Here is a 12,796-nt window from a genome sequence, read left to right as displayed (position 1 = left end):
GCCGCCCGCGTCCGTCGCTGACCATGTGCTGCTTGGAGTTCAGGCCGCCCTTGGTGCGCCCGATGGCCCGCGGCCGCGCCTCCCTTTTCGGAGACTGGCCGCCGTGCGGTGCGCCTTCAGGTGCCCTCGCCGGCGGTCCTCGGACCAGTGGCGCACCACCGGCTCGATGTCCATCATCAGGGTCTCGCCGTCCCGGCCAAGCTGGGCCAAGTCGCGGAAGACCCGGGCAAACACGCCCAGCCGCGACCAGCGCACGAAGCGGTTGTAGAGCGTCTTGTGCGGCCCATAGCCGGCCGGCGCATCCTGCCAGCGCAGGCCAGTGCGCAGGATGTGAAGAAGCCCACTCAAGACCCGCCGATCATCGACACGCGGCTTGCCTCGAGCCTTGGGAAAGTGCGGCCGAAGCCGCTCCACCTGCTTACCCGTCAACCAGAACTGTCCGCTAATCCCACCCTCCGAAGTCGGGCCGCATGAATCAGCTAAGCCGCTGAAAGACGAGAGCTGCTACAGGTCCTGACCTTAGTCGCAAAGCTCATTGGCTTTGGAGGTCCTGACCCTAGCCCCCGACACTCCGATGTCCTTGGTGCAATACAGACAGGGATAAGCGCCGGTTCCTCTGTACGTATTCAGGTCTGGCAATCGAGTGCTGGACTTGACCGGCGCACTCAGCCACGGCCATCACGGCCGCAGGACTGTTTTTCTAGCATTCACCAAGGAACTCCCGATGAACCTCCGCCCACTTGGACAGACTGGCTTGCGGGTCACTGAGATCTGCTTTGGCACCTCTGGATTGGGCAACATGCCCCAGACTTACGGCTATGAGGTGGGAGAGGAGCGAGCCCGTGCCACGATCCGGGCGATCTTCGACGGTCCTGCCAATTTTCTCGACACGGCCAACAACTATGGGTCGGGCCGCAGCGAGGAGCGTGTCGGGGCCGTGATCCGAGAACGCGGCGGGCTGCCCGACGGGTTTGTGCTGTCCACCAAGCTCGACCGCGACGAAGAGACGGGGCGCTTCGATGCCGCTCGCGCGCGCCGGTCGCTTGAGGAAAGCCTAGGACGCCTCGGCCTCGACCGGGTGCAAGTGCTTCACCTCCATGATCCCGAGCACGCCCACGACATCGGCGAGATCACCGGACATGGTGGGGCGCTGGACGAGCTCTTTCGTATGAAGGAAGAGGGCCTGGCCCAAGCTGTCGGTCTTGCCATGGGTAAGACCGACATTATGCTGCCACTGCTGCGGGACTGGCCTTTTGACGTTCTCATCAGTCACAACCGCTACACGCTCCTGAACCGGTCGGCGGACGAGATGTTCGACTATGCTTTCGACAAGGGTATCGCGATCCTCAACGCTGCGCCTTATGCGAGCGGCGTACTGGCCAAGGGCAGCGACGTGATGCCCCGGATCGCCTACACCGTGGCTAGCGAGACCCAACTCGAGCCCGTTCGCCGGATCGAAGCCACCTGCGCCCGCTACGGCGTTCCGGTAGGCGCGGCGGCGCTACAGTTCTCGATGCGGGACCCAAGGATCGCCTCAACGATTGTCGGGGTCACCAAGCCCGAACGTGTGGCCGAGACGCTCGGCTGGGCCTCGGTCGAGATCCCGGCGGAGCTGTGGCAGGAGATCGAAACATTCCCGTTCTCGACCGAGGACCCGGAGGCTAACCGGAACTACAAGCTGGGCTAATACTCAGGTGCCGATGTGCTACCTGGGCCAGAAGAGTTAGACGAGCCCTGCTTTGGCGGATGCTGCTTGCGTCGCTGAGGCCATGATCTCGGCTCGGGCCTGTCAGACGAACTTGGTTGGAGCGGGGCAGGAGGTCTGCCTAGGGTGCTTGAATGACCCAGCGCAGCCCGGTCCCGCTACGTCTCCGCGAGCCGCGAAAGCATTCATTTGGCGCTGATGCTCTATCTGCGGTTCGCTCGATTGGTCCAAGAGGTCGAGGACCTCCTCCTTGAGAGGGGCATTGCAATTCCAGTCGCAGAGAACTGTCAACAGTTCAGGACCAGATTGGTCGGCTGGTCCCTTGGCGCCCACCTTGGCTTTGAGCTGAGCGACGCTGGTTGCATGTCGAAGCGGATGGGGGCAGGGCGGAGGGGGATGCCCTCTGGTGAATGGTTTGACACGGCTCGGCAGGAGGCAGGCCAGAGACCTACATTGGTCGCAGCCACCGCCTTGCAACAGCGAACCCGAGCGTCACGCCCAAGGTGTTCAGGACGAGGTCATCCATATCGAACTTGCGGTAAGCGCAAGGATAGTGCCCCCAGGCTGCCGTAAGCTGGGTCAGCTCGATTAGAAGGCTAAGGAAAAAGCCCAGGACCACCGTGTCACGCCAGCGCAGACGCTGGCTGGGCAGAAATGCCCCAATGGGGATGCAAACGAGGTAGTTCATGACAGCCGAAAAGGTCCAAGTGTCGAACAGGAATGCGCCTAGGGTTCGGCTCTGACGCCAAATCTCGACTTCGCCGCTCCCCAGGGAAAGGAGGTGAAGAGGGATCCAGTCAGGATGAGCCAAATACTCTCGCCACTCCGTGACGACCTGTTGGGCCGTGTAGAAGGGCACCCAGTTAGGCTGAGCGCCCAGGAGGGGGCACTGGATTGTCAACAGCGAAGGGTCGGGAAGGGGCAGCTGGGTGAGTGCCAGGAAGAATAGTGTGGCGAAGAGCACAGGCAGGAGGCGCGTGGTCGCGCGTAGGCCGCCAGCATAGCCCAGGGCAGCCAGCACGAGTGTTCCGAGGACCGCCGACAAGGCGACTAGGCCAAGCAAATGAGGTAAGGGCATGGGGTACATGCCGCACCTGTGAAAGGGAACGATGGTCTAGTCCAGCCCTGCCGAAGATCGCACCCCGGGCCCGGTCAGCTTACTTGCCTGGGAGGGCCGTCCACCCGAACAACCGCCCGGGTCCTGATCGGGTCGGAACCCAGCACGCCCGCGACCGGGCCCAGCGCTGTAAACCTTACTGTCGCGAGCAGATCACCAAGGCGGACACAGCCGGCCGCAGCAGGGGAGAGGTTGTACCCTAAGAGCAGAAAGCCCGACGAAGCTCGTAATCAGAGGAAGTATGCATAGTCGCGTCCGGAGGCGCTCGGCCAGTTTGTTTCCGGTAACTCCTATTGGGTACGTGCCAAAAAACCCTGATCCTGTCTCTTGTGCCCGAACGAAAGCAGGGCAGAGCGGTTGAGGCGGCGCCTCGGTCTATGTTCTCTGACACTGCAGCGAGGAGGGGTGGTGCCAGTTCCGATCTCGGCCTACCGCCCTGGAAATGACCAACGCCAAGCACTGCGGCGGGTCGTGGCGCAGGTGGAGCGGCTGGGGAAGGAACGGCCGGACCTCTTTGTCTGACGGTCAGGCCGGTAACTCGTGCATAAGGTCCTTGGTCTGCTCGTAGAGACGTCGGAAGAGGGGATAGCTCTTCGCGTAGGCGGGGACGTCGCGAGGTTCGACGGTCCCTCCGGCGGGTTCCAAATGTCGATGTCCTCAGCCTGCGCCACGCCAAGGGCGAGGGCGGCGAGAAAACCATTCTCATAGGCGGCCCCAAGCGTGACGCAGCGAGGCTCCTGTGGCAGGCCGGTCATGTCGGACGTAGCTTGGAGCCAAGGCGACATCTTGGTACCGCCGCCCACGGCTATGACACGGGTCGGAGCCGCCCCGGCCTCTACGATCTGGCGAGTTGCGGCGGAGATGCTTTCAAGGGCGGGGCGGAAAGGGTTCCCGCGCGTGTGGGTGAGGTTCAGGCCAAAGAACACGCCCCGCGCCATAGGGTCATGGATCGGGGTCCGCTCGCCCGACAAGTAGGGCATTCAGAGAAGGCCGCGCGCGCCGGGTGGTAAGGTCTCGGCCTCTCGGGCAAGGCTCTCGAAGGCAGTGTCGCGATGGAGGCCCGGGGCCACGACCTCGCGGAACCGCTGGGTCAGAGTGCCAGAGATTGCGAGGCCGGCCATGGCAGCATGCTGACCCGGAAAGAGCCAAGGGGCGGTCCAGGGTCGCGGGTCGGTGACGCGGCCTGAGGTGATCTCGATGACGAAGACGGTGGAGCCATACATCAGCATCAGATCGCCCGGGCGGGGGACGCCGACCGAGACCGCCTCAGCGGCCGTGTCGATGGTTCCGGTCGTGGCGGGGAGGCCTTCAGGCAGGCCAGTGGCATGGGCGGCCTCGGCAGTGACGTAGCCGGCGATCTCGGCGGACCAGATCGGGCAGTTGAGGCGGTTCGCGGATACCTAGGAGGTCTGCGGCCCAGGCTTGGCGCGCCATGTCGTAAAGGGGCGCCCAGCTCGCGGCGGTGTAGTGGTCCATCGCGAAGGCACCCGTCAGGCGTTCGAGGATGAAGCTCGTCGAGGTGTGCAGCCGCGCCGTGCAGGACCAAACCCCGGGCTCGTTGCGCTGGAGCCAAAGGATCTTGGGGCCTACGGCCTGGGAGGTGAGGGCGGCACCGGCGAGGGCGAGGATGTATTCCCTGCCGAGCCGCTCATTCAGCTCGGCAATCTCGGCGGTGGCGCGGGTGTCCACGCCGTAGAGGATGCCGGTGCGGAGGGGCGAGCCGGACTCGTCCACGGGCAGGCAGCACGGGCCGATGGCACTGATGGCGAGGGCCTCGACCTGGGCGCCCGGCACCTTGGCAAGGAGAGCGCGGCAGAGGTGGGTGACGGCGTCCCGCCAGTCCTCTTCCGGTCGATGCTCGGCAAGGCCGGGACGCGGCCGTTGTCGACGAGGACTCCCTTCGACTCGAAGGTGCCGATGTCGACGCCCATGGTGATCGCCATCAACCACGCTCCAGCTTCAGGTCCGGTCCGATTCGGTCCAGCGCCGCCACAAGAAGGCGGGAGAGGGACTTGAGGTCGCGGCGGTCGCAAACCTCCAGCGCCGAGTGGGAGTGTCGCATGGGGAAGCCGAGGTCGATGGAGGCGGCGTCCTCGCCGACCATCTGGACCGAGGAGAGGTCCGTGGGGACGCCCACTTGGGCGAAGCGCTGGAGCTGCATCCCCTCGGCCTCGGCGGTGTCCTCGATCAGGCTGACGAGGGCAGGGTGTGGGGTCACGCCGTTCAGGGTGCCGCGCCCATGGAAGGAGTAAAGGCTCGTGCCAGGCCCGCTGCCCACGGCCATCTCGTCCCGGTCGGCCATGTCGGGCGTGTCGGTGGCGAGCATGAGGTCGAACTGGATTGCGGCGTCGGGCTTGAGGGTCTGGGCTGCGACGACGGCGCCGCGCAGGTTGAACTCCTCCTGGACGGACCAGACGAGGTGAACCGTTGGGACGCCCTGCCGGTTCATCAGCGCGGGCCACGTCGAGGAGGACGGCGCAGCCGGCGCGATCGTCCACGGCGGTGCCGGCGAAGCGGTCGTTCGCGAGGGGCGGGACACGGGGATGGTAGACGACCGGGGTGCCGATGCGGGTGCCGGCGGCCTCGACGGCGGTGCGGGATGCGTGGCCGGTGTCGATGCAGATCTCGGAGGCGGTGGGGACCCTGTACCTCTCGCCCGGCTGGGTCGCGTGGTGAGCCTTGGTCATGATGACGCCGGGAACGGGATCGCGGCCGGGCGGGCAGAGGAGGACGGCCCCCGCGAGCATCGCCTTCTCGGCCACGCCGCCCATGCGCTCCACCCGGACAAGTCCATCGGCTCGACCTTGCGCACGAAGAAGCCGAGCTAATCCATGTAGGCAGAAACCATGACGGAAGAACGGTCAGGCTCGCCCGGAAGGGTCAGGATCAGGTTGGCCAGGCGGTCCGTGCGTGAGGACAGTCCAAGGTCCGAGAGACGGTCGCGAAGCCAACCTGCGACGGTCTCATCGTGGGTCGAGAGGGCGGGGAGGAGGCAGCGCGCCGAGAAGTCGTCGCGGAGGCTCATCGGGCGGCCTTGACGCTCTCCGGGTCCACTGCGTTCCAGGTGTGACCATCGACCTTGAGCGCGGAACCCACCATGCAGCCGTCCGCGATGCGCAGAACCTCGTCCACGGTGTCGTGCTCAAGGCCGGTGTTGGCGAGGACAGCCGTGGACGGTAGCACCCGCTTGACGGCTTCGAGATCCTCCATCCGCGCGGCCTCTCCGGTGATCTGGCCCGAGACGAGGACTGCGTCGGGGATCGAGGAGAGAACGGCGGAGCGGGCGCGGTCGGACGGGGGACGGCCGTCGAGGCTGTCCGCGAACTCGGCCGAGATATTGTAGAGCATGGCGAGGTCGCGACGGGCGAGCCGGTTGCGGTAGCGCATAGGCTCGCCCGCGTCAGGGAGCAAATGCCTATGGCGGAGGCGTAGGTGCCGGTGAAGATTTCGCGCACGAAGGCAGCCCCGGTAGCGGCGGTGAGGGCCACGGTTGCCATTGGATTCCACAGGACATTGACCCCGAACGGAGCCGTGATCTCGGGCCGCAGGCAGCCGACGACATAGGCCATCGTGGCGGTCGAGGCGGTATCCACCTCCATCCCGTAGAGGCGGTCGTTCCCGGTGCTGAACATGACGGCGTCGACGCCGGCGGCCTAGAGCGCCTGGAGGTCGGCGCGGGCGCCGTCGATCAGCCCTTCCACCCCTAGTGCCTCATCGCAGAGCGGTGCTCCGGGCAGCGCGCCTAGGTGAACCATGGCAATGACCGGCTTGGCCTATCTGAACACACGGGGAAAGGCGTCGGTCATTTCTCTTCCTGCCTCCTCTGCAACAACTAACATGTCAGCTTGGCGGAACGGGGGATGCAGCGGGCGACGGTGCCATAAAGACGTGCGAACATGCCAAGACGGGACCCTGTCAGCCAAACTTGGCTTGAGCCGGGCAGGTGGCCAGCTGCACTTCGGGGCATGACCAAGCCAAGCCCGTTCCGTTACTTCAAAACTTACCAGAGGTGATCGGCCTGACCGTGACACTTTGAGTAGGCATTGTCAGACTAAACCAGCGTGGCAGTCAGACGGAGCGATCGGTCGGTGGGTCCCCAGTTGATCCCCTTGGATTTGAGCCAAGCTACGTTGATCTGATGCCCAGACGCCCGCAGGGCAGGGCAGGAGGAGCCGGCCTCTACTGATCAGTCTGACAGAGCCTCCCAGCGCCTAGGCTCGTGCGCACCGCTCCGGCCGTTGCCACTCACCGCAGCGTCCAGACTTCCGCGTCCAAGGAGGGCGGCTCATTGCTGACCCGCTTGGGGTCCGGGCTGTCATGGACTACGAGCCAGTCCGTTCCGTCCCACCTCGTGAGCCCTTCGGGATGGTCCACTTCCCCGCGGTCGGGCAGGTCGCAGGCCAGAGTGACCTCTTCGGGTCCGACGACACCGCGCTCGAGCTGACGGGCAAAGCCGGGCAAGCGCCGGATAGAGGTAGGGCCCCTGCCCGAAAGCACCGGGCCGGTGATGAGGAGAAGATCATCGCCGTCCCACTTCATGTCTCGGATGCCCTCGCCGTTGGTGTCGACGAGGTGCTTGCGCAGCCGTGCCTGGCCATCAATGCGGCTGGCCTTCAGGTGGCCCTTCCTGGTCGGCCGTAGCTCCAACTCCAGGATCACGGCTCGGCGCCCCAGGACGGGGCCGCGGAGCCCCAACCAGACCCGGTCGCCGCGCGTGGCAATCCCCTCCACGTCAAGCCCGTTCTCTTTGGAGGGGATCTCTAGGAACGGCGCGAGATGAGGGTCCTTGGCGAGCCAGCGTCGCAGCTGCCCTCGGCCCCTGAACTTCAGGTGCATCGCCCGTCGCTCGCCATCCTGCGCGACCGGCCAGAGGCCGCCCTCGTGCCGCACGAGAGGGAAGCGGCCCAGGAACTGCCGGTTGGGCTGCCAGTCCACCCTGGCGAGCTTGGCCAAAGGGACGTCGGCCTGTCCGCGCGCGTGCAGCTTCTTGCGCTTGAGCGACTGCGAACCCACCACCCACAACCAGTCGCCCTCGATGGACAGGCCCTCGATGTCCATCTCGCTGTCCGACCCGCCCGGCAGATCAATCAGCTCCCCCAGTCGGATGCGGCGATGGCCGGCAAAGCCTTGGCCATGCCGGAGCAGCCGCTCCAGAGTGGCGCCTTCGTCGCAGGCCAGGAACAGCGTGTCGTCAGCGTGGATGACGCAGGAGGCGTTATGCTGCGGACCCTTGACCCCGGGAGTGGAGGCTTGGCTGTCGAACGTCAGGCGGACCGTCGCACTGGGTTCAAACTCTGCCATACTCGCTCCCGTCTCGGTGACGGCCTGCTAACCACCTGAGAGCACCTCAAGTTCCTGGCCTCCTGCGCAGAGGGCCAAACAGAGCGATGTTCTACGTTTCGTAAGCGGGCTGAGTTCCCCTGTGACCGGCTAGAGCATCACCGGACGCTGGCTCAACAACCGGGCCGAGAACCTCCCCCAACCATTTCGACGGCGTGAGCGCGCAATGTTTCGGTTCCGCAGAATGAAAACGCTGCGGAAGTTCGTCTCAGTTCACTCTTCTGTCCTCAACCACTTCGCGGCCGACCGGGACCTTTCCAGCCGAGACACCTACAAGGCCAGTCGGACCGCCGCACTTGCTCAGTGGCGGGCGCGCTGTGCCGCATCAGACAGAGCACACCCGTCGAAAGCGAGACAAAGTTCGCATCCGTCTGACAGCACCCCCGCGAGGCGGCGCAGGGCGGGAAGGGCCCGGGACCCACGGGGTCGGACGCGCGCCCGAGGCCCTCTCAGCCTGCGGCATCTGCATCTACTGTCCTTTCCTCGAGTCCGTTCATGAAGGCCTCGATCTCGTCGTCGGGCAGGCGGACGATATGCCGGTCCTCGGGATAGGCGCCGCTTTCCACGTCAGCGATGAACTCACGGAAGGCGGCAACGCGCTCGGCTTGCAGGCGGGCGTACTCGGCGCGGAAGTCACGGTACGGCTTGGCGTGACGGGGGACGTGGCCCTCGGTGGTGCCCAGGATGTCGTTGGCGAAGAGGTATTGTGCGTCGCAGCCCGGGCCAGCGCCCATCGACCACAGGAGGATCCCTACGCGCTCGCTGATGGCGGTCGCGACCTCGACTGGCACGACCTCGATCTCCACCGCAAAGGTGCCAGCGCTTTCGTAGGCCCTGACCTCATCAAGGAGGCGCAGCGCCGCCTCGGCCGTCTTGCCCACGGCCTTGAAGCCGCCCGTCCAGGTCGCGCGCGAGGGGACGAGGCCCACGTGGCCCACTACGGGGATGTGCTCCCTGGCGAGGTACTCGACCGTCCGCAGGCTGCCCGAGCAATAGATGGCATCTGCGCCTTTCTGGAGCGCGTCGCCCGACCAGCGAAGATAGTCCTCGGGCGTGCCGGCCTCCAGATGCGTGAGACCGGTCATGGTGAAGATGCTGGGTGCCACCTCGCGGTGGCGAGGATCGGCCGCGATCTCGGGCGGGACCGAGGCGATGTCGATCCCCGCCTGTTCGGCGGCCCCGGCCTCCTCCAGGCTGAAGTAGCGCAACATGGTGAGCTGGCGCCGCCCCTTGAGGGCCCGGAGGTCGGCGACGGTCGGCTTTCTTCGCATCATCTGTCCCATGAGGTCCGAGGGGGGTCAGGCCGGTGCGCGCTCGGGCACTGCGCGGGCGTCATGAAGCTCGACCTTGTAAGGCCGCGCGGTGGGCGGCAACTCGCGCTGGAGGTAGTAGCCGGGCTCGCGGCGCTGGCGCATGACGGCCCCGAACATCTCGCGGTAGGCCGCCCAGATCGAGGGGTTCGGCGTGGGCAGGTCGTGCTTGATGATCTCGTGGAGGCGGGGCAGCGCGTGGTAGGGCACCATGGGGAACATGTGGTGCTCCACGTGGTAGTTCATGTTCCAATAAATCCAGCGGCTGATCGGGTTCATATAGACCGTCCGGCTGTTAAGCCGGTGGTCGAGCACGTCCTCGGCCAGCCCGCCGTGCTGGAGGAGGCCGGTCATCACCATGTGCCAGCAGCCGAAAAGGCGCGGCAGGCCGATCACCATGAAGGGGATGATCGACTTCCACCCCATCCCGCCCAGGAGCATCCCCAGGGCCACGAGCGCGGTGAGACCATAGATCGTCATGTGGACGCGCGCCCAGTAGATGACCTTGGGCCATTCGGTTTCGGGGATGTAGTCCTTCTCCTCGCCAGTGATCTCGCCGCGCGCGTTGCGCCAGATGACCTTGAAGGACTGCCAGGCGTCGACGATGCCCACATAGGCCAGCGCCTTGAGGCTTAAGCGGACGGGGTGCATCCAAGCGATCTCGGCGTCGCGGCCGACGATGATGGTGTCGGTGTGGTGGCGCGCGTGGCTCCAGCGCCAGTTCACCGGGTTCCGCATCACCTGGAAGCTGGCGATGTGATAAACCGCGTCGTTCATCCAGCCCGTGCGAAAGGCCGTGCCGTGTCCGCATTCGTGCCAGCGCGAGTCGCAGGCCGAGCCGTAGAGGACGCCGTAGGCGATCCAGAAGGGGACGCACCAGAGGGTGCCCCAGAAGTAGATGCCCCCCGCGGCGGTCAGGATGTGCAGCACGATCCAGATCGCCGTGTCGCGGATCGCCGGGCCGTCGGTGCGGGTCATCAACTCCTTCATGACCTTGCGCGGCACTTCGGTGTGGTACCACTCGGCCGCCGAAAGTCCCATCTCGACCGCCCGGCGGGAGGCGTCCCCCGTCAGGGCATAATCGGACAGCGGGCGGTGAGAGCGGGGCGGGGTGGGGGACGGAATGCTGGTCATGAGGGAACCTCCTCTGTCGTGAGGTCTTGGGGCGTCGTGGGGCGAAGGGGACGGAAGCGCCCCGAGGGCTCGGGGAAGTTGTGGTCGGGCTGGGCGGCGATGGCGGTGATGCGCGCCTCGGTGGCGGCGATGGCCTGCGCGCCGTCGAGGACGCGGAAGCGGGCCTGATAGTCGCGGGCCTCCTGGGGGCCGAGCCAGATCATCTCGCCCCGCTCGCGCGCGGCGTTGTCGCCCAGGACATGGTGCGTGGAGGGCTCGATCCCAAGGGCATAGCTGCCCGCCTGGAAGTTCTGCCACTGGTAGGCGCAGGGAAGCTGGTCCTTGCGCGTCGCGACCTCGATCCCGAACCCGAGGCGGTCGTTGACCAGGGCCACCGGCACCTCGCCAGCGGGGTCGGCCGCCATCTCGTGCTGCCAGACCTGTTCCACGAAATCGAGAATGGGGGCCGGGGCGGTCCTGTAGCCCACGCCCTGGTCGCGGTAGCGAGCGGCATGGGCGGCCCAGACCACGTCGCGGATCGGCGCGAGGTAGCGGCTGCCCTCCTCCAGCACCGGGTGCCCCACGTTGACGTGGTAGAAGAACATGTGCGGCGTCCTGAGGAAGCCTTCGTTCACCACGCGGTCAGAAAGGCGGATCTCGTCACCCCCCAAGTCGGCTTCGATATGGCGATGAAGGTGCAGGTTCTCGCCGAAGACGGCAGACTGCCTCACGACCCCCTCGGCCCAGAGGATGCAGCGATTACCCTCCCACCGCTCGCCGTAGCCGATGAGCCGCGCGGGGATGGCTGTGACGCGCCCGTGGAGGACATGGCGGATGGTCGTCTTGCCGGGGTAGTTGTAGCTGTCGGCCGGGACCTCCTCGGGCCCGAGGATGTGGTCGAGTCCGCAGGTCACGAGGAACCCCGTGAAGGAGCGCGCGAAGGCCAGCCCCTGCTCGCCCTCGGGGTCGTGCAGGCCGGGGTGGCGCAACCCGGCGGGGGAGTGCCAGCCGATGGACCGGCCCTTGTGCTCGACCTCCACGATGTCCATCGCGCGGTCAAGTGCGACGGTGAAGCGCAAGCCCGTCCCCGTCCGGAACTCCAGCATCCGCACGCCCCGCTCGGCCCCGTCGCCCAGCGTGAACAGCCGCACGCCGCCGTAGGCCGACAGTGACCCGGTATAGGCGGCCAGATCGCGTCGGGACAGGGTGCGGCCGTAAAGGTCAGGCATCGGGATCTCGCAGGTGTTGGGGGCGGGCCGCCCGTGGCAGGCGGCCCGGGATCGTCACAGGCCCTGGACCCGCATCTTGTCCTCAAGGAACTTCTTCGACCGGGGCACGTCGGCCTCGTCGAGATGCTCGATGATGATCGGGATGTTCGGGTGTTTCTCGCTCAGCCGCTTCAGGTAGAGGTCGTAGTTCAGGACCCCCATCCCCGGCGCGTCGAGCGCGATGGCGCCCACGCCCCGGAAGGTGTGCGAGGCTAGCGCGTCGTCGTCGCCGATATCGGCGTGCTTTTCGGTCGTGTCCTGCGCGCGGGCCACGTCCTTGGCGTGCGCAATCTTGATCTTGTCGGCCAGCGTGTCGAAGACCTGGTTCAGGACGCGGTCCATCTGGTCGATGTTGTGGTCCTCGAAGTAGTTCGTGGGGTCCATCAGCAGCCCGAGGCCCGGATGGTCCACCTGCGCGAACATCCGCACCGTTTCTTCGACCGAGCCAACTACATTATTCACGTATGTTTCCAGCAGGAACATCGACCCGTGGTCGTAAGCCTCCTGCGCGAGCTCGGCTATCACCTTGCGGCAGGTCTCGAAGCCTTCCTCGGTCCGGTTCTTAGGGTCCGACATCCATTCGGATTCGGTGTTGTAGGTTCCCGTCTCGGAGATGACGTAGGGCGTGCCGAACAGGCGGGCGTTGCGGATGATCTCTTTCAGCCGCTCGACATTCTGGGTCCGATGGCCTTCGTCCGGGTGGATGATGTTCGTGTAGCCCGAGATGCAGGAAATCGGCAGGTCGTTGTCGCGAAAGGTGTCGCGCACGCGCTTGGCCTTGTCGGGCGTGATTTGCCCGTGGCTCAGGTCGATGTCCTTGAAGTGCAGGTCGAGCTGGACGGTGTTGAAGCCGTGGCTGCGGATGCGCTTCGCCGTCTCTTCCAGGCCGTAGGGGAAGTACCCCGTGAAGATCCCGGTCTGCAGCATGGTGACGTTCCTCCCC

The 12,796-nt window shown here is 65.9% G+C and carries 12 protein-coding genes and 5 pseudogenes; 2 read left to right on the top strand and 15 right to left on the bottom strand.

Features of this window, described 5'->3' with window-relative positions:
• Nucleotides 1-447: pseudogene (locus FHG66_RS01775) on the bottom strand (IS5 family transposase); the annotation flags it as partial.
• A gap of 277 nt (nucleotides 448-724) precedes the next feature.
• Between FHG66_RS01775 and FHG66_RS01770 the strand changes: the two are divergent.
• The gene (locus tag FHG66_RS01770; RefSeq protein WP_139074960.1) at nucleotides 725-1,687 is read left to right on the top strand and encodes an aldo/keto reductase; all 963 of its coding nucleotides are present in this window, start codon (nucleotides 725-727) and stop codon (nucleotides 1,685-1,687) included.
• A gap of 466 nt (nucleotides 1,688-2,153) precedes the next feature.
• Here the strand turns inward: FHG66_RS01770 and FHG66_RS01765 are convergent, their stop codons facing one another.
• The 10 genes and pseudogenes from FHG66_RS01765 to FHG66_RS01745 all read right to left on the bottom strand — a co-directional run bounded on the left by FHG66_RS01765 (nucleotide 2,154) and on the right by FHG66_RS01745 (nucleotide 8,123).
• Nucleotides 2,154-2,783, bottom strand: coding sequence for a VanZ family protein (locus FHG66_RS01765; RefSeq protein ID WP_176556080.1), 630 nt, complete (start codon nucleotides 2,781-2,783; stop codon nucleotides 2,154-2,156).
• Between the two features lie 803 nt (nucleotides 2,784-3,586).
• Nucleotides 3,587-3,760 (bottom strand): annotated as a pseudogene (locus FHG66_RS22115) (FGGY-family carbohydrate kinase); the annotation flags it as partial.
• A gap of 42 nt (nucleotides 3,761-3,802) precedes the next feature.
• Nucleotides 3,803-4,051: a hypothetical protein gene (locus FHG66_RS22110; protein ID WP_246082417.1), complete on the bottom strand. Its 249-nt coding sequence runs from the start codon at nucleotides 4,049-4,051 to the stop codon at nucleotides 3,803-3,805.
• Nucleotides 4,052-4,130: 79 nt separating this feature from the next.
• Complete coding sequence (locus tag FHG66_RS22105) at nucleotides 4,131-4,772, bottom strand: FGGY family carbohydrate kinase (protein ID WP_246082416.1); 642 nt, start codon at nucleotides 4,770-4,772, stop codon at nucleotides 4,131-4,133.
• Nucleotides 4,765-5,271: a zinc-binding metallopeptidase family protein gene (locus FHG66_RS22585; RefSeq protein WP_218013771.1), complete on the bottom strand. Its 507-nt coding sequence runs from the start codon at nucleotides 5,269-5,271 to the stop codon at nucleotides 4,765-4,767. The genes FHG66_RS22105 and FHG66_RS22585 overlap by 8 nt, the downstream gene beginning before the upstream one ends.
• Before the next feature lie 61 nt (nucleotides 5,272-5,332).
• Nucleotides 5,333-5,569 (bottom strand): annotated as a pseudogene (locus tag FHG66_RS22820) (M42 family peptidase); the annotation flags it as partial.
• A 77-nt stretch (nucleotides 5,570-5,646) separates the two neighbouring features.
• Complete coding sequence (locus tag FHG66_RS21835; protein WP_218013770.1) at nucleotides 5,647-5,847, bottom strand: hypothetical protein; 201 nt, start codon at nucleotides 5,845-5,847, stop codon at nucleotides 5,647-5,649.
• Nucleotides 5,844-6,209, bottom strand: a complete 366-nt coding sequence (locus tag FHG66_RS22740; protein ID WP_342777471.1) for a BtpA/SgcQ family protein — start codon at nucleotides 6,207-6,209, stop codon at nucleotides 5,844-5,846. The genes FHG66_RS21835 and FHG66_RS22740 overlap by 4 nt, the downstream gene beginning before the upstream one ends.
• 80 nt (nucleotides 6,210-6,289) lie before the next feature.
• Nucleotides 6,290-6,421: pseudogene (locus FHG66_RS22735) on the bottom strand (SgcQ protein); the annotation flags it as partial.
• Nucleotides 6,422-7,067: 646 nt separating this feature from the next.
• Nucleotides 7,068-8,123, bottom strand: coding sequence for a DUF3616 domain-containing protein (locus FHG66_RS01745; RefSeq protein ID WP_139074958.1), 1,056 nt, complete (start codon nucleotides 8,121-8,123; stop codon nucleotides 7,068-7,070).
• A 139-nt stretch (nucleotides 8,124-8,262) separates the two neighbouring features.
• On the opposite strand from FHG66_RS01745, the pseudogene FHG66_RS22095 reads away from it, so the two are divergent.
• A pseudogene (locus FHG66_RS22095) lies at nucleotides 8,263-8,484 on the top strand (IS6 family transposase); the annotation flags it as partial.
• Between the two features lie 127 nt (nucleotides 8,485-8,611).
• On the opposite strand, the gene FHG66_RS01735 reads toward FHG66_RS22095, so the two are convergent.
• From FHG66_RS01735 to FHG66_RS01720, 4 genes are read right to left on the bottom strand one after another with little or no spacing between them, the layout of a single operon-like run.
• Entirely contained in the window at nucleotides 8,612-9,433 is an 822-nt protein-coding gene (locus FHG66_RS01735) for a 3-methyl-2-oxobutanoate hydroxymethyltransferase (RefSeq protein ID WP_246082415.1), read from the bottom strand.
• A 27-nt stretch (nucleotides 9,434-9,460) separates the two neighbouring features.
• Nucleotides 9,461-10,606, bottom strand: coding sequence for a fatty acid desaturase family protein (locus FHG66_RS01730; protein WP_139074956.1), 1,146 nt, complete (start codon nucleotides 10,604-10,606; stop codon nucleotides 9,461-9,463).
• Complete coding sequence (locus tag FHG66_RS01725; protein WP_139074955.1) at nucleotides 10,603-11,814, bottom strand: aldose 1-epimerase family protein; 1,212 nt, start codon at nucleotides 11,812-11,814, stop codon at nucleotides 10,603-10,605. The genes FHG66_RS01730 and FHG66_RS01725 overlap by 4 nt, the downstream gene beginning before the upstream one ends.
• Before the next feature lie 54 nt (nucleotides 11,815-11,868).
• A complete protein-coding gene (locus FHG66_RS01720) occupies nucleotides 11,869-12,780 on the bottom strand; it encodes a sugar phosphate isomerase/epimerase family protein (RefSeq protein WP_139074954.1) in 912 nt (303 codons plus the stop codon).
• Nucleotides 12,781-12,796 lie beyond the last annotated feature (16 nt).

This window comes from Rubellimicrobium rubrum, assembly GCF_006152115.1.
Lineage (GTDB): Bacteria > Pseudomonadota > Alphaproteobacteria > Rhodobacterales > Rhodobacteraceae > Rubellimicrobium > Rubellimicrobium rubrum.
Note: the sequence above shows the minus strand (reverse complement) of the source record. Positions and strands in the feature narration are given on the sequence as shown.